This is a genomic window from Micromonospora sp. NBC_00898, assembly GCF_045207895.1.
In the GTDB taxonomy this organism is placed as follows: Bacteria; Actinomycetota; Actinomycetes; order Mycobacteriales; family Micromonosporaceae; genus Micromonospora.
Map to the genome: position 1 here is coordinate 7,028,202 of NZ_CP108775.1, position 21,401 is coordinate 7,049,602.

20 protein-coding genes are annotated in these 21,401 nt (G+C 75.4%); 17 read left to right on the forward strand and 3 right to left on the reverse strand.

From position 1 onward, the window contains the following. Nucleotides 1-103 precede the first annotated feature (103 nt). From OG799_RS34215 to OG799_RS34295, 17 genes are all read left to right on the forward strand, one after another. Nucleotides 104-883: a GNAT family N-acetyltransferase gene (locus OG799_RS34215; protein ID WP_406041270.1), complete on the forward strand. Its 780-nt coding sequence runs from the start codon at nucleotides 104-106 to the stop codon at nucleotides 881-883. Further along, nucleotides 880-1,746, forward strand: coding sequence for a lysophospholipid acyltransferase family protein (locus OG799_RS34220; RefSeq protein WP_406041272.1), 867 nt, complete (start codon nucleotides 880-882; stop codon nucleotides 1,744-1,746). Before OG799_RS34215 ends, OG799_RS34220 begins: the two co-directional genes overlap by 4 nt. A 106-nt stretch (nucleotides 1,747-1,852) precedes the next feature. Next, nucleotides 1,853-2,695: a DUF4097 family beta strand repeat-containing protein gene (locus OG799_RS34225; RefSeq protein WP_406041274.1), complete on the forward strand. Its 843-nt coding sequence runs from the start codon at nucleotides 1,853-1,855 to the stop codon at nucleotides 2,693-2,695. Next, nucleotides 2,692-3,315, forward strand: coding sequence for a PadR family transcriptional regulator (locus OG799_RS34230; RefSeq protein ID WP_406041276.1), 624 nt, complete (start codon nucleotides 2,692-2,694; stop codon nucleotides 3,313-3,315). Before OG799_RS34225 ends, OG799_RS34230 begins: the two co-directional genes overlap by 4 nt. Nucleotides 3,316-3,410: 95 nt before the next feature. Then, the gene (locus OG799_RS34235) at nucleotides 3,411-4,112 is read left to right on the forward strand and encodes a response regulator transcription factor (RefSeq protein WP_406041278.1); all 702 of its coding nucleotides are present in this window, start codon (nucleotides 3,411-3,413) and stop codon (nucleotides 4,110-4,112) included. Further along, the gene (locus tag OG799_RS34240) at nucleotides 4,109-5,665 is read left to right on the forward strand and encodes an ATP-binding protein (protein ID WP_406041280.1); all 1,557 of its coding nucleotides are present in this window, start codon (nucleotides 4,109-4,111) and stop codon (nucleotides 5,663-5,665) included. Before OG799_RS34235 ends, OG799_RS34240 begins: the two co-directional genes overlap by 4 nt. A 62-nt stretch (nucleotides 5,666-5,727) precedes the next feature. Continuing rightward, on the forward strand, nucleotides 5,728-7,296 hold the full coding sequence (locus OG799_RS34245) for a trypsin-like peptidase domain-containing protein (RefSeq protein ID WP_406041282.1): 1,569 nt from the start codon (nucleotides 5,728-5,730) through the stop codon (nucleotides 7,294-7,296). 163 nt (nucleotides 7,297-7,459) lie between these two features. Further along, a complete protein-coding gene (locus tag OG799_RS34250; RefSeq protein ID WP_406041284.1) occupies nucleotides 7,460-8,131 on the forward strand; it encodes a BON domain-containing protein in 672 nt (223 codons plus the stop codon). A 199-nt stretch (nucleotides 8,132-8,330) separates the two neighbouring features. Next, nucleotides 8,331-9,392: a glycosyltransferase family 4 protein gene (locus OG799_RS34255; RefSeq protein ID WP_406046487.1), complete on the forward strand. Its 1,062-nt coding sequence runs from the start codon at nucleotides 8,331-8,333 to the stop codon at nucleotides 9,390-9,392. A gap of 203 nt (nucleotides 9,393-9,595) precedes the next feature. Then, on the forward strand, nucleotides 9,596-10,429 hold the full coding sequence (locus tag OG799_RS34260; RefSeq protein WP_406041286.1) for a patatin-like phospholipase family protein: 834 nt from the start codon (nucleotides 9,596-9,598) through the stop codon (nucleotides 10,427-10,429). After that, nucleotides 10,429-11,448 (forward strand): 1-acyl-sn-glycerol-3-phosphate acyltransferase, encoded by a 1,020-nt coding sequence (locus OG799_RS34265; protein WP_406041288.1) that lies wholly within the window; start codon nucleotides 10,429-10,431, stop codon nucleotides 11,446-11,448. Before OG799_RS34260 ends, OG799_RS34265 begins: the two co-directional genes overlap by 1 nt. 49 nt (nucleotides 11,449-11,497) lie before the next feature. Further along, on the forward strand, nucleotides 11,498-11,818 hold the full coding sequence (gene cutA / locus OG799_RS34270) for a divalent-cation tolerance protein CutA (RefSeq protein WP_406041290.1): 321 nt from the start codon (nucleotides 11,498-11,500) through the stop codon (nucleotides 11,816-11,818). Between the two features lie 60 nt (nucleotides 11,819-11,878). Beyond that, nucleotides 11,879-12,757 carry a hypothetical protein gene (locus tag OG799_RS34275; RefSeq protein ID WP_406041292.1) on the forward strand — a complete coding sequence of 293 codons (879 nt, stop codon included), beginning with the start codon at nucleotides 11,879-11,881 and terminating at the stop codon, nucleotides 12,755-12,757. 71 nt (nucleotides 12,758-12,828) lie between these two features. After that, the gene (locus OG799_RS34280) at nucleotides 12,829-15,495 is read left to right on the forward strand and encodes an SCO7613 C-terminal domain-containing membrane protein (RefSeq protein ID WP_406041294.1); all 2,667 of its coding nucleotides are present in this window, start codon (nucleotides 12,829-12,831) and stop codon (nucleotides 15,493-15,495) included. Nucleotides 15,496-15,619: 124 nt separating this feature from the next. Beyond that, nucleotides 15,620-16,672, forward strand: coding sequence for a fatty acid desaturase family protein (locus tag OG799_RS34285; protein ID WP_406041296.1), 1,053 nt, complete (start codon nucleotides 15,620-15,622; stop codon nucleotides 16,670-16,672). A gap of 73 nt (nucleotides 16,673-16,745) precedes the next feature. Beyond that, nucleotides 16,746-17,039, forward strand: a complete 294-nt coding sequence (locus tag OG799_RS34290) for a 4a-hydroxytetrahydrobiopterin dehydratase (RefSeq protein WP_406041298.1) — start codon at nucleotides 16,746-16,748, stop codon at nucleotides 17,037-17,039. Then, entirely contained in the window at nucleotides 17,036-18,184 is a 1,149-nt protein-coding gene (locus OG799_RS34295; RefSeq protein ID WP_406041300.1) for an FHA domain-containing protein, read from the forward strand. Before OG799_RS34290 ends, OG799_RS34295 begins: the two co-directional genes overlap by 4 nt. A gap of 57 nt (nucleotides 18,185-18,241) precedes the next feature. On the opposite strand, the gene rocD is transcribed toward OG799_RS34295, so the two are convergent. The 3 genes from rocD to OG799_RS34310 form a co-directional block, all read right to left on the reverse strand. After that, nucleotides 18,242-19,456: an ornithine--oxo-acid transaminase gene (gene rocD / locus OG799_RS34300; protein ID WP_406041302.1), complete on the reverse strand. Its 1,215-nt coding sequence runs from the start codon at nucleotides 19,454-19,456 to the stop codon at nucleotides 18,242-18,244. Further along, nucleotides 19,453-20,268 carry a dimethylargininase gene (ddaH, locus tag OG799_RS34305; RefSeq protein ID WP_406041304.1) on the reverse strand — a complete coding sequence of 272 codons (816 nt, stop codon included), beginning with the start codon at nucleotides 20,266-20,268 and terminating at the stop codon, nucleotides 19,453-19,455. The genes rocD and ddaH overlap by 4 nt, the downstream gene beginning before the upstream one ends. A gap of 337 nt (nucleotides 20,269-20,605) precedes the next feature. Next, entirely contained in the window at nucleotides 20,606-21,370 is a 765-nt protein-coding gene (locus tag OG799_RS34310) for a thrombospondin (protein ID WP_406041306.1), read from the reverse strand. Nucleotides 21,371-21,401 lie beyond the last annotated feature (31 nt).

Consider the following 21,401-nt stretch of genomic DNA (forward strand, 5'->3'; position numbering starts at 1 on the left):
CCCGCCGCAGGTGAACCGGCCGACCCGAGCGCCGGTTGGCGTTCACCGGATCGACACCCCTAACCCCCGCGGCCGGCAACCCGAGGGCCCTACACAGATACCCATGGCCGTTCTGCACGCCGCTGGCGCACCCCTTACGACCAGCGGATACACCCTGCTGATCGCCGACGACCCAACCCTGGTCGCGGCCGCGCAACGTCTGCGCCACCAGGTGTTCGCCACCGAGCTCGGGGCGACCCTCCAGCCGGGCGCCGCCGGGCTGGACACCGACGAGTTCGACGCCCACTGCGACCACCTGGTGGTGCTGCGGGAGAGCACCGGCGAGGTGGTCGGCACCTACCGCCTGCTGCCGCCGGGGCGCACCGCCCGGCGGTACGCCGAGGGCGAGTTCGACCTGTCCGCGCTCGACCCGCTCCGCGACGACCTGGTCGAGGCGGGCCGGTCCTGCGTGCACCCGGACCACCGCTCCGGCGCGGTGATCAACCTGATGTGGGCCGGCATCACCCGGTACCTGCACCTGCGCGGGTCGCGCTGGCTGGGCGGCTGCGCCTCGGTGCCGGTGGCCGACGGCGGGACCGCCGCCGCCGAGGTGTGGGCCCAGGTCAGCGCCCGGCACCTGGCGCCGCCGCCGCTGCGGGTCCGCCCGCTGCGCCCGTGGTCGGCCGAGGCGCCGGCCGCCGTCGACCCGGCGACCCTGCCGCCGGCCGAGCGTCGCGCGCTGGTCCCGCCGCTGCTGCGCGGGTACCTCCGGCTCGGCGCCTGGGTCGGCGGTGAGCCGGCGTACGACCCGGACTTCGGGGTCGCCGACTTCTACGTGCTCTTCTCGCTGGACCGGATGAACCCCCGCTACCTGCGCCACTTCCTCGGCGGGGAGCAGCGGTGAGCGCCGACGGCCTGTGGCGGCCCGTCTCCGGCTGTGGCCCGGACTGCCTGCCGCTCGCGGGCGCGCCGACCGTGCCGCCCCGGCGGCGGGTGGGCCGACTGGTGGGCGTACTGGGCATGCTGGTGCTCGGGGTGGGTCTGGCCGGGCTGCTCCCGGTGCTGCCGGCGCGGGAGCGGGATGCCGCGGTGCGCGGCTGGGCCCGAGGGACGCTGCGGGCCCTCGGCATCCGGCTGGTGGTCCGGGGCCGGCTGCCGCGCCGGCGGGCCCTGCTGGTCGCCAACCACGTCTCCTGGCTGGACGTGCTGGCGGTGCTGGCGGTCGCGCCGGCGCGGCTGCTGGCGAAGCGGGAGGTCCGGGCCTGGCCGCTGGTGGGCCGGCTCGCCGCCGCGGCCGGCACGGTCTTCGTGGACCGGGCCCGCCCCCGCGAACTGCCGGCCACGGTGGGCCGGGTCGCGGCCGCGCTGCGCGCGGGTCGGCGGGTCGCGGTCTTCCCGGAGGGGACCACCTGGTGCGGCGAGGCGGCCGGCTGCCGGCCGGGCCGGGGGTTCCGGCCGGCGATGTTCCAGGCGGCGGTGGACGCCGGGGCGCCGGTGGTGCCGCTGCGGATCGGCTATGCCGCGACCGGCGCGGCGACGACGGCCCCGGCTTTCCTCGGTGACGAGACCCTCTGGGACTCGGTACGCCGGGTGCTCGCGGCCCGCGATCTGACCCTGTCGGTGACGGTGGCCGCGGCGCTGCACCCGGCGGTGGACGCGGACCGCCGGCTGCTGGCCCGGGCCGCCGAGTCCGCGGTGCACCTGGTCCCCGCCGCACGCCGGTCGGCCCCGCCGGTGCCCGTGGGGGAGCTCGACCTGGCGGCCTGACGGAAACGCGACTCCCGACAGTCTTGATACGTCGCGATGTATCGCGTTACTCTTCCCTGGTCACTCGATGTGCCGCCGGTCGGCGCGTCGCCGAGGGGAGGACTCCATGGCCAACTGGACGGTCGACAGCCCGCAACGGATCACCCTGGACGAGCCGGTCACCCGGCTCGACGTCCGGCTGATCACCGGCCGGCTCAACGTGGTCGGCACCGACGGCCCGGCCCGGGTCGACGTCACCCGGGTCAGCCGGCGGCCGGTCGTCGTGGAGCACCGGGACGGCCGGCTGCACGTCGGCCACGAGCGGATCCCGCGCTGGCCCGGAATCCTGTGGTGGCTCGGGCAGCTCGGCCGTTGGTTCCGGGCCGAGGTCTCCATCGCCGTACCGGCCGACGTGCTGGCCGACCTGCGCCTGGTCGACGGCTCGCTGGTCGCCTCCGGCCTGCGCCGGGAGACCCAGGTCGACGTCACCTCCGGGCAGATCACCCTGATGGGGCTCCGCGGCCGGACCGCCGCGAAGATCATCTCCGGGCCGGTGGAGGCGCTCGGGGTGGCCGGCGACCTGACCCTGGAGACCGTCTCCGGCGAGGTCATCCTCGCCGACAGCGCCGCCGGGCGGGTGCAGGCGAACACCGTCTCCGGGGCGATCACCTGTGACCTGGACAACCCCCGGCGCAGCGAGATCCGGCTCAGCACCATCTCCGGCAGCGTCACGGTCCGGGTCCGCGAGGACAGCGACCTCGCCGTCCACCTGCACACCACCTCCGGCCGGATCACCAGCGGCTTCCCGCAGGTACGCGGCGACGGCGGGTTCGGCGCGACCAAGGACAGCCACGGCGTCCTCGGCGCGGGCGAGGGTAAGCTCTGGGCGTCCGCGACGTCGGGCAGCATCGCGTTGCTGGCCCGCCCGGTCGACGAGGCCGCCGAGGCCGACGAGGAGGAGTTGCCGTGACCGCCGTGTTCAGTCACGGGCGGCTCCGGCTCTACCTGCTCAAGCTCCTCGACGACGGCCCGAAGCACGGCTACGAGCTGATCCGGCTGCTGGAGGAGCGCTTCCTCGGCCTGTACGCGCCGAGCGCCGGCACCATCTACCCCCGGCTGCAACGGCTGGAGGTCGAGGGCCTGGTCACCCACACCGCCGCCGGCGGCCGCAAGGTCTACGAGATCACCGACGCGGGCCGGGCGGAGCTGCGGCAGCGCGCCGGTGAGCTGGCCACCCTGGAATCGGACATCAGCGCCTCCGTCGAGGACCTCTCCGCCCTGGCCGGCGAGATCCAGACCGAGGTACGCGGCTCGGTGCGCGACCTCAAGCGCGAGTTGCGCGAGGCGACCCGGCAGACCCGGCAGGCCCGGCCGGGCCGGTGGGAGCGGCCGCCGCCCCGACCCGCCGCCAACGGCGCCCCGCCGGCCGCCGAGTCGCCGCTGCTCGCCGAGTTCGACCAGCGGCTCGCCGAGTTCACCGTGGAGGTCGGCGCGCTGGTCCGGGCCGGCCGGCTCAGCGACAGCAAGCTGCGCACCGCGATTCGGGTGCTGGACGGGGCGCTGGACGGGCTGCGCCGACTGCTCCGCTGACGCGGTCCCCGGCCGGCCGCGGCCGGGGACCGGCTCACAGCTTGTTTCCAGGAACCGCCCAGCGGGGCCGCAGCGAGAGCGCGGATGATGGGCCCATGGTGGCTACCCAGACCGAGGCCCGACTGCTCGTCGTCGAGGATGATCCCAACATCCTCGAACTGCTCTCCGCGAGCCTGCGCTTCGCGGGCTTCGACGTGGCCACCGCGACCAGCGGCAGCGGCGCGTTGCACGCCGCCAAGGACCACCGGCCCGACCTGGTGGTGCTCGACGTGATGCTCCCCGACCTGGACGGCTTCGAGGTCATCCGGATGCTCCGCGAGGGCGGCACGCGTACCCCGGTGGTCTTCCTGACCGCCCGGGACGCCACCGACGACAAGATCCGTGGGCTGACCCTGGGCGGCGACGACTACGTCACCAAGCCGTTCAGCCTGGAGGAGCTGACCGCCCGGATCCGGGCCGTGCTGCGGCGTACCGCCACCGGGGAGCAGGCGCCGTCCCGGCTCACCTTCGCCGACCTGGAGCTGGACGAGGAGACCCACGAGGTGCACCGGGCCGGCCAGCGGGTGCAGCTCTCGCCGACCGAGTTCAAGCTGCTGCGCTACCTCATGCTCAACGCCAACCGGGTGCTCTCCAAGGCGCAGATCCTCGACCACGTCTGGAACTACGACTTCCGGGGCGACGACAACATCGTCGAGTCCTACATCTCGTACCTGCGGCGCAAGGTCGACAACACCCAGCCGCGACTGATCCACACCCTGCGCGGAGTGGGTTACGTGCTGCGCAAGCCGGCGGCGTGAGCGCCGTCCACGACGCGAAGGGCTGGCTGCGCGGAATCCCGCTGCGGGTCAAGCTCGTCACCGCCGTGCTTGCCCTGGTGGCGGTGGCGCTGGTCGTGATCAGCTCGCTGACCACCTACTTCCTCCGCAACTACCTGATCAACCAGGTGGACGGCGAGCTGCGGTCCTCCCAGCGCACGCTGGAGAGCGCGGTCGCCGAGCAGCACGAGGGCGGGCTCGGCATCCCGACCGACTACCTGCTGGTCGCCACCGATCCGGACACCGGGGCGGTGCTCTTCTCGCGTTACGACACCTCCCGGTTCCGCCCTGCGGACCTGCCGCCCTGGCCGGACAACGCGGCGGGGTTCGACCGCATGGACGACAACCCCTTCACCGTCCGGGCGCGGGACGGTTCGGTCCGCTGGCGGATGCTCTACACCAAGCTCCCCAACGGGCAGATGGTTGCCATCGGGCAGAACCTCACCGACGTCGACCTGGCCGTCAAACAGCTCGCCTGGATCGACCTGCTCGTCGGCGGGGCGGTGCTGATCGTGCTGGCGTCGGTGGGCGCGGGGATCGTGCGTACCAGTCTCAAGCCGCTCGTGGAGATCGAGCGGACCGCGGCGGCCATCGCCGGCGGCGACCTCACCCGCCGGGTGCCCGACCCGGAGGAGGGGCGCGAGTGCCCGACCTCGGAGCTGGGCCGGCTCTCCCGGGCGCTGAACGCGATGCTGGCGCAGATCGAGGCGGCCTTCACCGCCCGCGCGGCGTCCGAGGCGGCGGCCCGCAGCGCCGAGGTCAGCGCCCGCGACGCGGCGGCGGCCGCCCAGGCCTCCGAGGCGCGGGCCCGCCGCTCGGAGGAGCGGATGCGGCAGTTCATCGCGGACGCCTCGCACGAGCTGCGTACCCCGTTGACCACCATCCGGGGCTTCGCCGAGCTCTACCGGCAGGGCGCGGCCCGGCAGCCCGAGCAGACCGCGGGCCTGCTGCGCCGGATCGAGGACGAGGCGGCCCGGATGGGGCTGCTCGTGGAGGACCTGTTGTTGCTGGCCCGGATGGACCGGGAGCGGCCGATCACCCTGGCCCCGGTGGAACTGCCGGTGCTGGCCTCCGACGCGGTCCAGGCGGCCCGGGTGGTCGCCCCGGACCGGCGGATCGAGCTGGACATCGAGCCGGGCGCCGGCGCGCTGGTGGTGCACGGCGACGACGCCCGGCTGCGGCAGGTGATCGGTAACCTGATGGCCAACGCGCTGACCCACACGCCGCCGGACGCCTCGGTGACCCTGCGGTTGCGTACCGAACCGGGCAACCTCGCCGTGGTGGAGGTCGCCGACACCGGTCCGGGCCTCACCCCGGAGCAGGCCGAGCGGGTCTTCGAGCGGTTCTACCGGGCCGACGCGGCACGGACCCGGCGGGCCGGTGGAGCGACCAGCACCGGGCTCGGGCTGGCCATCGTCGCGGCGCTGGTCGCGGCCCACCACGGCACGGTCGAGGTGGCCGAGACGCCCGGCGGCGGGGCGACCTTCCGGGTCAAGCTGCCGCTGCTGCCGGAGACCCCGGACCAGGCCGAGTGACTTTCAGAAAACATTCAGGCACGTTCCAGGCTGATCGCAGTGCCAGGGGAGAAGGTGGTCCCATGACCGAGTACGAGACCGACCCGCAGCGGTCGCCGGCCCCCGCCGACGCCGAGCCGTCGCAACCCACCGCCGAGCTGCCCCCCGCCGAGCGCGGGCAGTCCGACTCCACCACCCCGGCCGCCGCGCCGGTTCCGGCCGACTCCCCGGCCGCCGGAGCCACCGCCGCCCCGGAGCCCACCGCCGCCACCGAGGGCGCCCGGCCCGAGACGCCGGCCCCCGCCAGCCCGTACGCGCCGCCGACGGCGACGCCCTCCGCCCCGCCGTACCCGGTCTCCGGGCAGCCGCAGCACCCGGTCTCCGGGCAGCCGCAGCCGGGCGCGCCCTGGTACGGCGGGCAGCAGCAGACCGGCTGGGCCGCCGGGGCGCCGTATCAGGGCGGGCCGGGCTACCCGCCGCACGCCGCCGGGCCCATGCCCCCGTACCAGGGGCAGCAGCCCTACCAGCCGCACCACGCGGGTCAGCCGCACCACCCCGGCCAGCCGGTCCCGCCGTGGGGTCCGGCGCCGGTGGCCCGGCCGAGCCGGGCCGGCAAGTTCGTCGGCGCGGGCGCGCTGGTGCTGGCGCTCATGTTCGGCTCCGGCGTGGCCGGGGGCGCGCTCGCCCTCGCCCTTGACGGCGACTCGGGCGGCGTCACCCGCACCTACTCGGCCGCCCCGGTGCTCAACAGCGCGGACCTGCCGAAGATCGCCGCCGCCGTGCAGGACAGCGTCGTCTCGATCATCACGGACAACGGTGAGGGCTCCGGGGTGATCCTCAGCGCCGACGGTTTCGTGCTGACCAACAACCACGTGGTCGCCTCCGCCACCGGTGACACGGTGCGGGTGGTCTTCGCCGACGGCAAGACCGTGCAGGCGAAGATCGTCGGCACCGACCCGAAGACCGACCTGGCGGTGGTCAAGGCCAGCGGCGTGAGCGGCCTCAAGGCGGCCAAGTTCGGCGACAGCGACGGGATGCAGGTCGGCGACCAGGTGCTCGCCCTGGGCAGCCCGCTCGGCCTGCAGGGCTCGGTCACCGCCGGCATCCTCAGCGCCCGGGACCGCACCATCCAGGCCGGCGAGGGCGGCCAGCAGCAGAACTCGCAGCAGGGCGCCAGCTCGATCTCCGGGCTGCTGCAGACCGACGCCCCGATCAACCCGGGCAACTCCGGCGGCGCGCTGGTCAACACCCGGGGCGAGGTGATCGGCATCAACACCGCGATCGCCACCGCCGGGCAGGGCAGCAACGGCAACATCGGCGTCGGCTTCGCCATCCCGAGCAACAAGGCCAAGGACGTCGCCCAGAAGCTCCAGCGCGGCGAGAAGGTCAGCCACCCCTCGCTCGGGGTCAGCGTCAACGCCGCCGAGGACGGCGGGGCGCTGGTCGCCGCGGTCAGCCCGGGCAGCGCGGCGGAGAAGGCCGGGCTCCAGCGGGGCGACGTGATCACCAAGTTCGGCGACAAGGTGATCAACGACTCCAACGACCTGGTGGGCGCCGTCCAGTCCGGCAAGGTGGGCGACCGGGTCGAGGTGCAGTTCAAACGGAACGGATCGGCGCAGACGGCAACCGTGACGCTCGCCGAGACGTCATAACGGATACGGACTTTCCTCCGCCAGGCGGCGGGTGACGGAGCCAAGGGGGTTGGCTCCGTCACCCGCCGCCTTTTTGTCCCCCGCTCACCCGCACCGGGTGAGCCCGGCTCACCCCGTACGGCGGCATCCTCGACGGACGGGAACCGTACGGGAAGGGGACGCCATGACCACCGCAGCCGCCGTCCGCACCGATCCGGAGCTCCAGCGGGACGTGCTCGACGAGCTCGGGTGGGACGCCCAGACGCGGCCCAACGAGATCGGCGTGACGGTCTCCGAGGGCGTGGTCACGCTCACCGGCTGGGTGGACAGCTACGCCCGCCGCTGGGCGGCCGAGCGCTGCGCGCACCGGGTACGCGGGGTCCGGGCGGTCGCCAGCGAGATCGAGGTACGCCTGCCCGGTACGGACGAGCGAACCGACGCGGAGATCGCCATCGCGGCCGGTCGGGCGCTCGAGTGGGACAGTTTCGTGCCCGCCGAGCGACTGGACGTCACCGTAGCCAACGGATGGGTGATGCTCCGCGGCGAGGTGGAGTACGGCTTCCAGCGGCGTACCGCGGAACGGGAGCTGCGCCGGCTGCGTGGCGTACGCGGGCTGACCAACCTGGTGGAGGTGCGGCCGACCACCCCGCCCAGCGACGAGCAGACCCGCCGGGACCTGCAGCGGGTGCTGATCCGGCGGACCGGCACGGAACGGGTCGACGTGCAGGTCACCGGGGACATCGTGGTGCTCAGCGGGGTGGTCCGCTCCTGGTGGCAGCGGGACGAGGCGGAACGGGCCGCCTGGTCGACCCCGGGCGTCCGGGAGGTGCACGACCGGCTCGTGGTGGCCGGGTGAGGGCCGGACGCCGTTCGCCGCCGCCGGGCCGCCGTTCGCCGCCGCTGGGCCGCCGTTCGCCGCCGCCGGGCCGCCGTTTGCCGCCGCCACCGCCGGGAAAGTGCCGCCGATCAGGCTCGCCGGGGACCAACGGGGAGGACTCGTGGCCGTGAACCACCTGCCGTCGGACCGGCCGCGCGCGCGGCCACTGCGGATCGCGATGGTGGCGCCGCCGTGGCTGACGGTGCCGCCGCCCGGCTACGGCGGCCTGGAACACGTGGTGGCCGGGCTGGTGGACGGCCTCGTCGAGGACGGTCACGAGGTGACCCTGTTCGGCGCCGGCGCGGACCACGGCACCTCGGCCGAGTTCGTCTCCACCGGGCCGGACCTCCAGTACGAGCGGCTCGGCGAGGCGCTGCCCGAGCTGGCCCACCTGGCCCGGGTCAACCGCCTGATCTCCGCCGCCGACTTCGACCTGATCCACGACCACACCACCATCGGACCGCTGGTCGCCGCCCACCGGTCGGTGCCTACCGTGGCCACCGTGCACGGCAACCCGGTGGGGGAGTACGGCGACGTGCTCAGCGAGACCGACCGCGGCGTCGGTCTGGTGGCCATCTCGCACGCCCAGCGTCGCGCCAACCCGGGGCTGCCCTGGGCGGGCACGGTGCACAACGCGATGCCGGTGTGGGACTTCCCGCGCAAGCGGACGCCCGGTCGGGGGCCGGTGCTCTGGCTGGCCCGGTTCAGCCCGGACAAGGGCCCGGAGGTGGCGATCCGGGCCTGTCGGGCGGCCGGTCTGCCGCTCGTCCTGGCCGGCAAGTGCAATGAGCCGGCCGAGCGCCGCTACCTCCAGCAGGTGGTCGAGCCGCTGCTGGACGAGGACGTGACCCTGGTGCTGAACGCCGACCGGCGGGCCACGCTGCGGTTGCTGCTCGACGCCCGCTGCCTGATCATGCCGATCCAGTGGGAGGAGCCGTTCGGCATGGTGATGCTGGAGGCGATGGCGACCGGTACGCCGGTGGTGGCGCTGCGCCGGGGCGCAGTGCCGGAGCTCGTCCGTCCGGGCCGGACCGGGCTGGTCTGCGACCGGGCCGACGAGCTACCGACGGCGCTGCGCGAGTCGTCCCGGCTGGACCCGGCCGACTGCGTGGCGCACGTCGCGGAGAACTTCTCCGTGGAGCGGATGGCCCGTGGCTACGAGGCGGTGTACCGCAGCTTCCTGGCGGGCGGCGTCGTGGCGGCCGGGGCGCGGGAGCCGGTCCGGGCCGCAGCCCGCTGAGGGGCCAGGCCCGCGCCGCGGTCAGGCCCGCGCCGTGCCTGGGCTTGGGAGCGGTATCAGGTTGCGGGGATGTGTCCGGGCTGTCAACGACTGTCCGTTCTCTGGTCGCGCTCCGCGACGTCGGTGTGGCCGCGGGTGACGGCGTGCTGCCGGCGGTCCGGCTCCGGCGGGCCCGGTTCGGGGCGCGTGCCAGGATGAACGTCATGAGTGGCGGTCCGGTGGCGTTCGTGCTCGGCGGCGGGGGAGTGCTCGGCGCGGTCGAGGTGGGCATGCTCCGGGCCCTGTTCCGGGCCCGGATCCGGCCGGACATGGTGCTGGGCACCTCGATCGGGGCGGTCAACGGCGCCCTGGTGGCGGCCGACCCGTCCGAGGCGGTCACCGACCGGCTGGTCCGGCTCTGGGCCTCCCCGGAGGCCAGCGAGGTGTACGGCGACTCGGTCGCCCGGCAGCTGCGCCGCTTCGCGGCCCGGACCCATCTGCACTCGCCCCGACCGCTGCGTCGGCTGCTGGAGAGCGAGCTGGGCGAGGACACCACCTTCGCGGACCTGACGGTGCCGTTCCGCTGCTGCGCGGCGAACATCGAGCGGGCCGCCGAGCACTGGTTCCACAGTGGACCACTGGTGCCCGCGGTGCTCGCCTCCGCGTCGGTGCCCGGGCTGCTGCCGCCCACCCAGATCGACGGCCAGCACTACATCGACGGCGGGATCGTCAACTCGATCCCGATCGGGGAGGCGGTCGCCGCCGGCGCCACGCGGATCTTCGTCCTCCAGGTGGGACGGATCGAGCGGGAGCTGGTCCCGCCGCGGCGGCCCTGGGAGATCGCCCAGGTCGCCTTCGAGGTCGCCCGGCGGCACCGGTTCGCCAGGGAGATGGCGGCGCTGCCCGACGACGTGGAGGTGCACGTGCTGCCGACCGGCGGTGGGGGACCGCGCGACGACAGCCCGTGGGCGTACCGGGACATGGCGGCGGTGGGGCGGCGGATCAGCCGGGCCTACACCGCGTCCCGGCACTACCTGGCGACCCAGCTGGACCACTGATGCCGCTGCCGCCCCGGTGGGTACGCCGGTTGCTGCTGGCCCCCGGCGTGGTGCTGCTCGCCGTGGCGGTGGTGACCACGCTGCCGGCCTGGGCGCTGCTCGCACTGGCCGCCTCGCCGCTGGTGCCCGGCCGGCTGCGGCCGCTGCGGCTGCTCTGGATCGGCACGGTCTACCTGGTCTGGGACGCGGCCGCGCTGCTCGCTCTCTTCGCCCTCTGGCTGGCCTCCGGCTTCGGCGCCCGCAAGCGGTCGCCGGCCTTCCAGCGGGCGCACTACGTGCTGGCCGGGCAGTTCCTCGGGGTGCTGTTCTGGCAGGCCCGCTGGACGCTGCGACTGAGCATCGACGTGGTCGGCACCGACCCGGACACCGCGCTGCCCGGCCGGCCGGAGCTGGTGCTCTGCCGGCACGCCGGGCCCGGCGACTCGTTCATCCTGATCCACGCGCTGGTGAACTGGTTCCACCGGGAACCCCGGATCGTGCTCAAGGAGAGCCTGCAGTGGGACCCGGCGATCGACGTCCTGCTCAACCGGCTGCCGAACCGGTTCATCGCCCCCGGGCCGGACGGTCAGGAGGCGGTGGTCTCGCAGATCGGCCACCTCGCCGCCGGCCTGGACGACGACGACGCGTTCGTGATCTTCCCGGAGGGCGGCAACTTCACCCCGACCCGGCGGCTGCGGGCCATCGCCCGGCTGCGGGCGCTGGGGCTGGAGCGGATGGCGCTGCGCGCCGAGCGGATGCAGCACGTCCTCGCCCCGCAGCCGGGCGGGCTGCTCGCCGCCCTGGACGCCGCCCCGGACGCCGGGGTGATCTTCGTCGCGCACACCGGATTGGACCGGATGCTCACGGTGACCGACGTGTGGCGTGAGCTGCCGATGGACAAGCGGATCGTGATGCGCTTCTGGTCGGTGCCGCCCGAGGAGGTGCCCACCGGCCGGCAGGAACGCATCGACTGGCTCTTCGACTGGTGGGCCCGGATCGACGGTTGGATCGCGGCCAACCGCGACGAGGTCGGGGCCTGACCGCACCCGGTTTCAGCCGATTGGCAGGAATCCCACGTAGGGTGCGCTCGTGGAGCAGATCTGCGTGGTGACGACGGTGGTGGACGCGCGCTCCGTCGCGGACGTGCTGGCGGCCGCCGCCGTCGCCGGACGGTTGGCGGCGTGCGCCCAGGTCGGCGGGCAGGTGGACAGCACCTACTGGTGGCAGTCGGCGATCCAGACCACCGCCGAGTGGACGGTGCGGTTCAAGACCACGCCGGACCGGGTGACCGCTCTGGTCGGCCAGCTCCGCGCCAACCACCCGTACGAGGTGCCGGAGATTCTGGTGGCCCGGGTGGAGAGCGGCAACCCCGACTACGCGGCCTGGGTGCACGACCACACCCGTCCCTAGGCGGTACACCTAGGTACTCCTACTCTGTGCGGCCGGCCGCCCGGCGACGATGCTGGCCGGGTGGAGAACACCGGCTACCCCTGCCCCGGCTGCGGCGCGCCCGCCGACCTCGCCTCCGGCTGCTCCGGCTGCGGTCGGCCGCCGTACCCGCCCGCGGCCGAGGTGGTCCGGCTGGACCGGGAGATCACCGCGCTGGCCCCGGAGGTGGAGCGGGCCCGGGTGACGTACCAGGACCTGCTGGCCCGGCTGGTGACGGCCCGGCAGCGCCGGACGGAGCTGGCCGCCCGGATCCGCCTGGAGATCCCGCCGCCGCGGCCGCGCCCGGTGCCGCCCGTCCCCGCGTCGCCGGTCGGGGCCGCGGCCGGCCGCCCGGAGACCTTCGGGGCCGCGCCCGGCCGGCCGGAGACCTCGACCCGGACGGTGCAGGGCCTGCTCTTCGTCCTCGGTGGACTCCTGCTCGGCACCGCGGCGATCGTCTTCACCGCCGTCGCCTGGGCGGCCGTCGGGGTGGCCGGGCGGGCCCTGATCCTGGCCGCGGTCACCGTGCTCACGCTGGCCGGCCCGCTGGTCGCGACCCGGCGTGGGCTGCGCGGCACGGCCGAGACGTTCGCCGCGGTGGGGCTGCTGCTGGTGCTCCTCGACGGGTACGCCGCCTGGACGGTGGACCTGTTCGGGGTGGCCGGCTGGCCGGGGACCCGGTACGCCGCGCTGGTCGGGGGGATCGGCGCGGCGGTCGCGGCCGGGTACGCGCGGCTGAGCCGGCTGACCGTGCCGTGGTTCGCGGCGCTGCTGGCCGCGCAGCCGGTGCTGCCGCTGGCCGCGGCGGCGGCCCGGCCGTCCGCCGCCGGGTGGGCGCTGGTCTGCACCGGGGTGGCGCTGGGCGACCTCCTGGTGGTGGTCGCGCTGCGCCCCGGGTTCCGGCCGTCGCCGGACCGCTGACGGACGGGGCGGCCGGCGGGGGGCCGGCCGCCGCACCGCGCCCGGCGGGACCGTCCGCCGGACCGGCCGCGGTGCCGACGGGGACGGCCCGGGCCGGATTCCTGGTCGGTCCGCCGGCGGTGGTCGCCGGGCGGGTGCTCGGCTGGCTCGGCCACGCGGTCGCGCTCGCCATCGCCGCCGGCTGCGCGCTGGTGCCACTGGCCCGGGGCCGGGCGGCCGGCACCCCGCTGCTGGCCGGCGGCCCGCTGCTGCTGGTGGCGGTCGTCCTGCTCACCGGGGCGCTGGCGGCAGGCGGCCGGACGTACCGGCTGGTCACGGCGGGGCTGCTGGTGCCGGTGCTCGCCACCGCGCTGCTCCGGCCGGTCGCCGAGCTGCGTCCGGGGCTGTTGCTGGTCGCGGCCGGGGCGGTGGTGGCCGTACTGGCCGGGGCGGTCCGCGCGCTGCCGGCGAAACTGCGTACCGGGCCCCGGGTGGGGGCGCTGGTGGTGGCCGGCGGGCTGGCGCAGATCGCCACGCTGGTCACGGTCGTGCTCGCGGGCGGCGCGGTGCTGCGGTCGCTGCCGCCGTGGCGGGGCGCCGCCGCCGGGCCGGCGCCGCACTGGGGGTGGCAGCTGCCGGTCGCCGTGCTGCTGACCGCCGTGGCGGTGGCGCTGCTGCTGCCCCGGGCCGCCCGGCCGGTCGTCGCGGTGGTGGGCGGGGCGCTGGTCGTGCTGGCCGCCCCGGCGGTCGCGGCCACCCCGTGGCCCGTGGTCGTGGCGGCCGACCTGCTCGCGGCCGTCGCGCTGCTGGCGGTCGCCGTGCTCCGGCCGCGCCGGCGGTACACCACCGTGCTCGTCCCGGCCCTCGGCGGGGCCGTCCTGCTCGGTCATGGGCTGCTGGTCGGGCTCGCCGATCCGGCCGGGGCGGGAGCGGCGCTCGCCGTCGTGGCCGTGGCCGGCGCGCTGGTGGCGGCGCGGGGCCGGCGGGGCACCGGCGGCCAGCCCGTCGTCGGTGGGGTGGCGCTGGCCGCGGCGGTGCTCGCCGTGCCGGCCGGGGTGGCCGTCGGGCTGATCGCCGCCGGGGCGCCGCCCTGGTGGCAGCTGCGCGGGGCGTTCGCCGCCGTCGGGGTGCTGGTGGTCGCGGTCCTCGCCGTCCGTCGACACTGGCCGGACCTGCACGGGTACGCCTCGACCGGGTTCGCCGCCGCGCTCGCGCTGGTCGGGGCCGCGCCGCTGGCCGTACCGGGGGCCGAGCGGGTGTCGCACTACGCCACGCTGGGCGTGCTGTTGACGCTGGCCGTCGGGGGAGGCGCCCGGCCGGGCCTCGCCCCGCGTCTGGTGGGTGCCGGGCTGTCCGGGCTGGCGCTGCTCGCCGTCGCGCCGGCCACCCTGCTGGTGTTCGTGGACCTGCCGGTGCCCATCTGGTCCGGAGCGCCCGCCGCGGACCGGGTACCGGGTGCCGCCGGCGCCGGCCTGACCCTGCTGCTGCTCGGGGCCGCCGCGGCGGCGTACGCCCGGATCGTGCGCGGCGGGCGGTGGGTGCCGGCCCTGGTCGGGCTGCCGTTCGGCGCGGCCGGGCTGCCGGTGCTGCTGGTGGCGGCCGGCGCGCCCTGGCCGGTGGCGCCGGTGGTGGCGTTCGCCGTCGGGCTGGCCGCGCTGCTGGCCGCCGCGCTCGCCGCGCCGCGCCCGCTCCTGCTGCCGGTCACGCTGCCGGTCGGGTTGGCGCTGGCCGTCCCGGGGCTGGGCGGACTGCTCGCCACCCGGGCCGGGACGCTCGCCGGCCTGGGTGCGCTGGTGGTGGCCGCGGCCGTCGTCGGCGCGGCCGGGCGGCACATCGACACCCGGCTGGCCGGCTGGCTGTCGGGTGTGCTGGCGGCGGCCGGTTTCGCGGTGACCGCGGCGCTGGCCGGCGGCCTGCCGCTGCGTACCGCCGCCTTCGGGGTGCTGGCGGTGGCGGTGCTGGTGCTGTTCGCCGCGCCGGCCCTCGCCGCCCGGGAGGCCGCCGCCGGCCCCGCCCGGAAGGCCGCAACGGGCCCTACTCCGGAGGCCGCAACCGGCGCCGGCCGGGCGGCGGACGCGACGACCGGGCGCGGCCCGGCGTTGGGGATGGCGCTGGAGGCCGCCGCCCAGGCGGTCGCGGTGCTGGCGCTGCTGCTGACCGGCGGCGCGCTGCGGCACGCGGCGGCGGTCAGCGCGCTCTGGGGCGCGGCCGTGGCGCTGCGGGTGCTGCGGCGGGGCGAGCCGACCTCCCGGCGCTGGGTGCTCGCCGGCATCGCGGGCGGCAGCGAGCTGCTCGGCGGGTGGCTGCTGCTGGTCGCCGGCGGCGTGGCGCTGCTGGAGGCGTACACGGCGCCGGCGGCCGGGCTGGCCATCGCCGCCGGCCTGGTGGCGCTGCGCACCCGGCCCGGGCTGAACAGCTGGCTGGCGCTCGGCCCGGGACTGGCCGCGGCGCTGCTGCCCAGCCTGGTCTCGGTGCTGGTGGCGGCGGATCCGCAGCCGTGGCGTCGGCTGGCGCTCGGCGTCGTCGCGCTCGGCGCGGTGCTTGCCGGGGCGGTCCGCCGTTGGCAGGCGCCGGTCCTGCTGGGGGCGGCCACCCTCGTCCCGCTCGCGCTGCACGAGCTCGCCCGCGGCTGGGACCTGCTGCCCCGGTGGATCTACCTGGGCCTCGGCGGGCTGGCGCTGATCGCGCTCGCCGCGACCTACGAGCGGCGCCGGCGGGACCTGGCCCGGCTACGGACAGTGGTCGGACGGATGAGCTGAGGGTAGGGTCTGCCTTACCCCCACTTCGGGGGCTTGCGGGATTACTCAGCGCAATTGCGCCGACCAGACTCGGTACGGCGACCGCGCCGCCGGGCGTGGCAGACGACCGAGAACGGGAGCGCAGATGACCACTCCGACGATGACGGAACCACCGGTACGCCGGGGCAGTGACTACGCGGTGTTGTCCCGCCGGGTCGCCGAGGCCGGTCTCCTCACCCGCCGCCCGGGCGGGTACGCGGTGCGGATCGCGCTCACTCTGGGTGCCTTTCTGACCGGTTGGGCGGTGCTGGTCGCGGTCGGCGACTCGTGGGCGCAGCTGCTGGTCGCGGTCGGGATGGCGGTGGCCACCACCCAGGTGGCGTTCCTCGGGCACGACGCCGGGCACCGGCAGATGTTCCGTCGGCGCGGCCACAGCGAGGCGGCCGGGCTGATCGCCGGCAACCTCGCCGTCGGGACCAGCTACGGCTGGTGGGTGGACAAGCACAACCGGCACCACGCCAACCCCAACCACGAGGACGAGGACCCGGACGTCGGGGCGGGTGCCCTGGTCTGGACGTACGAGCAGGCGGCGGCGACCCGCGGGTTCGGCCGCTGGCTGGCCGCCCGGCAGGCGTGGTTCTTCTTCCCGATGCTGCTGCTGGAGGGGCTGTGGCTGCACGTGGCGAGCGTCCGGGCGCTGGCCGGCCGGGAGCCGGACGGGCGGTGGACCACCCCGATCCGGCACCGGACGGTCGAGGCGCTGCTGCTCGGCGCGCACGCGGTCGGCTACCTCGGGCTGCTCTTCGCCGTGATGTCGCCGGGGAAGGCGCTGCTCTTCGTCGCCGTCCACCAGGGGCTCTGGGGGCTCTACATGGGCTGCGCCTTCGCCCCCAACCACAAGGGCATGCCGATGCCGTCCGCCGACGACGACCTGGACTTCCTGCGCAAGCAGGTGCTGACCTCGCGCAACGTGCGCGGCGGCCGGCTCGTCGACGTGGCGCTCGGCGCGTTGAACTACCAGATCGAGCACCACCTCTTCCCGAACATGCCCCGGGCCAACCTGCGCCGGGCGCAACCGATCGTCCGGGCGTACTGCGCCGAGCACGGCATCGGGTACGCGGAGACCGGGCTGGTCGAGTCGTACCGGCAGGCGCTGGCCCACCTGCACGAGGTCGGCCGCCCGCTGCGCGACCGCTGAGAACCCCTGCTCACCTCGGAGGTGGGCGGTGCCGGAGCGGGCCCGGTGAATGCCCTCCCGGTAGGGTCGTCGCATGGCAGACCTGCTCACCGCCGAGGCGGTACGAGACGAGCTGGGCGGGCTGGCGGACTGGTCGGGTGACCCGACCGGGATCAGCCGCACCGTCGAGCTGGGCAGTTTCCCGGCGGCCATCGCGGTGGTCGACCGGGTCGCCGCGGTGGCCGAGGAACTCGACCACCACCCCGACATCGACATCCGATGGCGGACCCTGACCTTCCGTTGCGTCACGCACTCGGCCGGCGGGGTGACCCACCGTGACGTCGCGTTGGCCCGGCGGATCGACGACATCGTCCGGAGCGCCCGATGAGATTCGAGATCAGCAAGGTGCTGGACGCCATCGAGGGTCGGGTCTGCACCGACCCGTCGCTGGCCCGCGCCGTGGTGGACCTGGCCGAGGTGATCCGCTGGCAGGACCTCGACGGCGGCCGGCCGGCCAGCCTGCTCCGGCTCGGCCTGGTCATCGACGCCCTGGCCCGGCAGCTGGAGGAGGACAGCGTCCCGGTCTACGCCATCGTGCACCGGGCCCTGCTCTCCGACGCCGACCTGACCTCCAACGAGCGGATGGTGGTGCGCCGCTGGGCCGACGACGGCCTGGTGGAGGTGCTGGACAACCCGGGTGACCGGATGCTGGAGGTCGCCGACCTGCTCGGCCTGCCGGTGCTCAGCCGGGTCCGCTTCGACGGGCTGGGCGGCCGGTTCCCCTGGCTCGGGCAGCCGGGCCGGGTGCTCGCCCCGGTGCCCGGCGCGGGCGGGCCGGTCTTCATCGCGCACGTCGGCGGCGGGCAGAGCCCGGCCACCGGCACCCGGTCGCCGGCGGGCGCGAAGCTGCTCACCCGGCAGTGGCGCTGCCCCGAGCCGGGCTGCGCGCTCTTCGGCGGTGGCGGGGGCGGCGGCGCCTTCGCCGACCTGGCCCGGGTGGACCGCGCCCCGGCCGGGCAGCCGCCACCCACGCTGCGGGGCGGCGTGCCGACCTGCCCCCGGCACGGTGCCCGACTCGGCGACGCCGGGCCGCGGCCGCGTACCGAGGTGCTGGCCGTCCGGATCGGCGGGCTGGTCCGCCGCCGGTTCGTGCTCACCGAGACCCAGCCGGTGCTGGTCGGGCGGGCGCCGGACCAGTCCGAGGGGATCACGCTGGGCCAGTGGCTCAACGACGAGTCCCGGCGCTGGATCAGCCGCAACCACGTCCGCTTCGAGTTGCGGGTCGGCGAGGTGATCGTGACCGACACCAGCACCAACGGTTCGGGCATCCGCCCGAAGGGGTCGATGGCCGAGCCGGACCGGCTGCCGCTCGCCCCGCAGCAGTCCCGGGTGCTGGGCGAGGGCGACATCGTCGAGCTCTACCCCGGGGTGCAGATCGGTCGCGCCGAGGAGCTGCCGACCGGTGCCCCGTTCACCCCCACCTCGGTCATGGCCGAGGCGCCCACCATGACGATGCGGCTGCCGCGTCCCTGACGACGACGAAGGGCGCCGGGACCGTGCTGGTCCCGGCGCCCTTTCGCGTACGCGAGGTCAGCCGGCGAGGACGGCGGCGAGCTGCGCCACCGCGTGGTCGATCTCCGCTTCGGTGATCACCAGCGGCGGGGCGAGCCGGATGGTCGAGCCATGGGTGTCCTTGGCCAGGACGCCCCGCTCCATCAGCCGCTCGCAGGCCTGCCGGCCGGTCATCAGCGCCGGATCGATGTCCAGGCCGGCCCAGAGGCCGCGGCCCCGGACGGCGACCAGGCCCTTGCCGACCAGCGCCCGCAGGCCGGCCTGCAGCCGCTCGCCCAGCTCGGCCGAGCGCCGCTGGAACTCGCCGGTGGCCAGCAGCCGGACCACCTCGGTGGCGACCGCGCAGGCCAGCGGGTTGCCGCCGAAGGTCGAGCCGTGCTGGCCCGGCTTCAGCACCCCGAGCACGTCGGCGTTCGCGGCCACCGCGGAGACCGGCACGATGCCGCCGCCGAGCGCCTTGCCCAGCAGGTACATGTCCGGCACGACGCCCTCGTGCTCGCAGGCGAAGGTGGCGCCGGTCCGGCCCAGGCCGGACTGGATCTCGTCGGCGATGAAGAGCACGTTCTGCTCGGTGCAGACCTGGCGCACGCCCGGCAGGTAGCCCTCCGGCGGCACCACGACGCCCTGCTCGCCCTGGATCGGCTCGAGCAGCACGGCGACGGTGTTCTCGTCGATCGCGGCGGCCAGCGCGTCCAGGTCGCCGTAGGGGACGACGGTGAAGCCCGGCGTGTACGGCCCGAAGTCGGCGCGGGCGTCCTCGTCGGTGGAGAAGCTGACGATGGTGGTCGTCCGGCCGTGGAAGTTGCCCTCGGCCACCACGATGTTCGCCTGGCCCGGGGTGACCCCCTTGACCTGGTAGCCCCACTTGCGGGCGACCTTGATGCCGGTCTCCACCGCCTCGGCGCCGGTGTTCATCGGCAGGACCAGGTCCTTGCCGCACAGCTCGGCCAGCTCCTTGCAGAAGTCGGCGAACTGGTCGTGGATGAACGCCCGGCTGGTCAGGGTGAGCCGGTCGAGCTGCGCGTGCGCCGCCTCGATCAGCTTCGGGTGCCGGTGGCCGAAGTTCAGCGCGGAGTAGCCGGCGAGGCAGTCCAGGTAACGCCGGCCGTCCACGTCGGTCAGCCAGGCCCCCTCGGCGGAGGAGACCACGACCGGCAGCGGGTGGTAGTTGTGCGCCGTCCAGCGCTCCGCGTCGCGGACCGCCCCCGGCGTCCGCAGCATGTCCTCGATCACTTGCTTGCCTTTCCCTGACGGAGTCGCAGCGTGCAGCACTTCGGTCCGCCGCCGGCCTTGCGCAGCTCGGACAGGTCGATCCCGATGGTCTCGTAGCCCCGGTCGCGCAGCTTCGCGGCCAGGTCGGTGGCCTGCGCGGGCAGCACCACGTGCTTCCCGTCGCTGACCGCATTCAGCCCCAGCACCTCGGCGTCGGCCATGGTGGCGTGGATCGCGTCGGGGAAGAGCCGGCGCAGCACCGCCTGGCTGCCGGGCGAGAACGCTTCCGGCAGGTACGCCACGGTCCGCTCGTCCAGCACGGTCAGCGCGGTGTCCAGGTGGTAGAAGCGCGGGTCCACCAGCTGCATGGTGACCACCGGGTAGCCGAAGACCTCCTGCAACTGCGCGTGCGAGGCGTGCGCGGTGCGGAAGCCGGTGCCGGCGAGCAGGTGGTCGCCGACCAGCAGGACGTCGCCCTCACCCTCGTTGACGTGCTTCGGGTCGTACATCTCGAAGCCGGCGGCCTCGAACCAGGCGCGGTAGGCGGGTGCCTCGTCGGCGCGCTGCGGGTCGCGGAACTGCACCGCCATCGCCTTGCCGTCGATCACCGTGCCGCCGTTGGCGGCGAAGACCATGTCCGGCAGGCCGGCGACCGGATCGACCAGCTCGACGGAGTGGCCCAGGTCCAGGTACGTCTGCCGGAGCCGCTCCCACTGGCGGATCGCCAGGTCGGCGTCGACCGGGGCGGTCGGGTCCATCCACGGATTGATCGCGTAGTCGACGGCGAAGTACGTCGGCCGGCACATCAGAAAACGCTGCCTGGTGGCGTCCATCGTCATTGTCCTGCTCCCAGCGGTCGGGCGCGCCCGGCCACCGTGGCCCACGGGCTGGCGCCGTTGGTCAACGGTATGCGGCCCGGGCCCACGACATCCACCGCCGGAAGTTGCGTTGGACGTCGAAACGTTGCGCCTGGGCGACTCCCGGCGGCGGATCGTTGCGTCCGTGCGCTCAGCCCGCCTAGGCGAGGACCAGCACCGGGATGCCTGACCGATTGGGGAAACACTTCGGGGGCGGCGAATCGCCGCCCCCGAAAGAGGATGTGCCCGGCTGGTGAACCACCAGAGCTGGTCGGGCGTGCCGGCGCGCCGCCGGCGAGCCGGAAGGTGCCCGTCAGAACAGGCCGGCAAACTGTGAGTCAAGCCACTCCCGGAACCGGCCGACCCAGTCGCCGTCGGTGGTCGGCCAGTCGAACCGGCCGGTCAGCGCCACGACGCCGAGCACCACGGCGGCCAGGCCGACGGTGATGCCGATCAGCGCGTCCAGCTTGCCGGCGACGTGCCGGCGGCGGGTGGCGATCAGGCCCAGCACCGCGAGGACCGCGCCGACCGCGCCGAGCCCGACGCCGTACCCGGCCAGGGTGCCGGTCAGCACGAAGAGCGCGCCCACCACGGAGACGATCAGGCCGAGCGTGGCCAGCAGGCTCGCCCGCGGCCTCGGGCCCACGGCCACCGGCGCGGTAGGGGCGTCGAGGTCCGCGCGCTCCCGGTCGGTCGGCACCGGCCGCACCACCGTGCGGTCCGGGTCGACCGGCCGTTCCGCGGTGCGGTTCCGGTCCAGGTCGACCGTGCGCTCCAGGGTCGGGTCCGGGTCGGTGCCGTGCAGGGTGTCCCGCGCCGCTGGCGCGGCGGTGGCGGCGCGCGCGGTCCCGGCCCGGTCCGCCGCCCGGCGCTCCGCGTCGGACGTGCGGTCGCCGTCGGCGGCGGTACTGCTGCTCCGGTACGTCGCCCCGTCGTCGTCCCGGTCGGTGACCACCGGGCGCGCCGCCGTGCCGTCCACCGGGTCCGTCGTCGCGGTCCGGTCCCGCTCGTCGACGCGCCCGTCGCCGTTCACGTCCCCGCTCTGCGCCGGTCCGTTCCGGCGCGACAAGATCTTCACTTCACACCTCCTGGTCAAGGGCGTGGAGGCC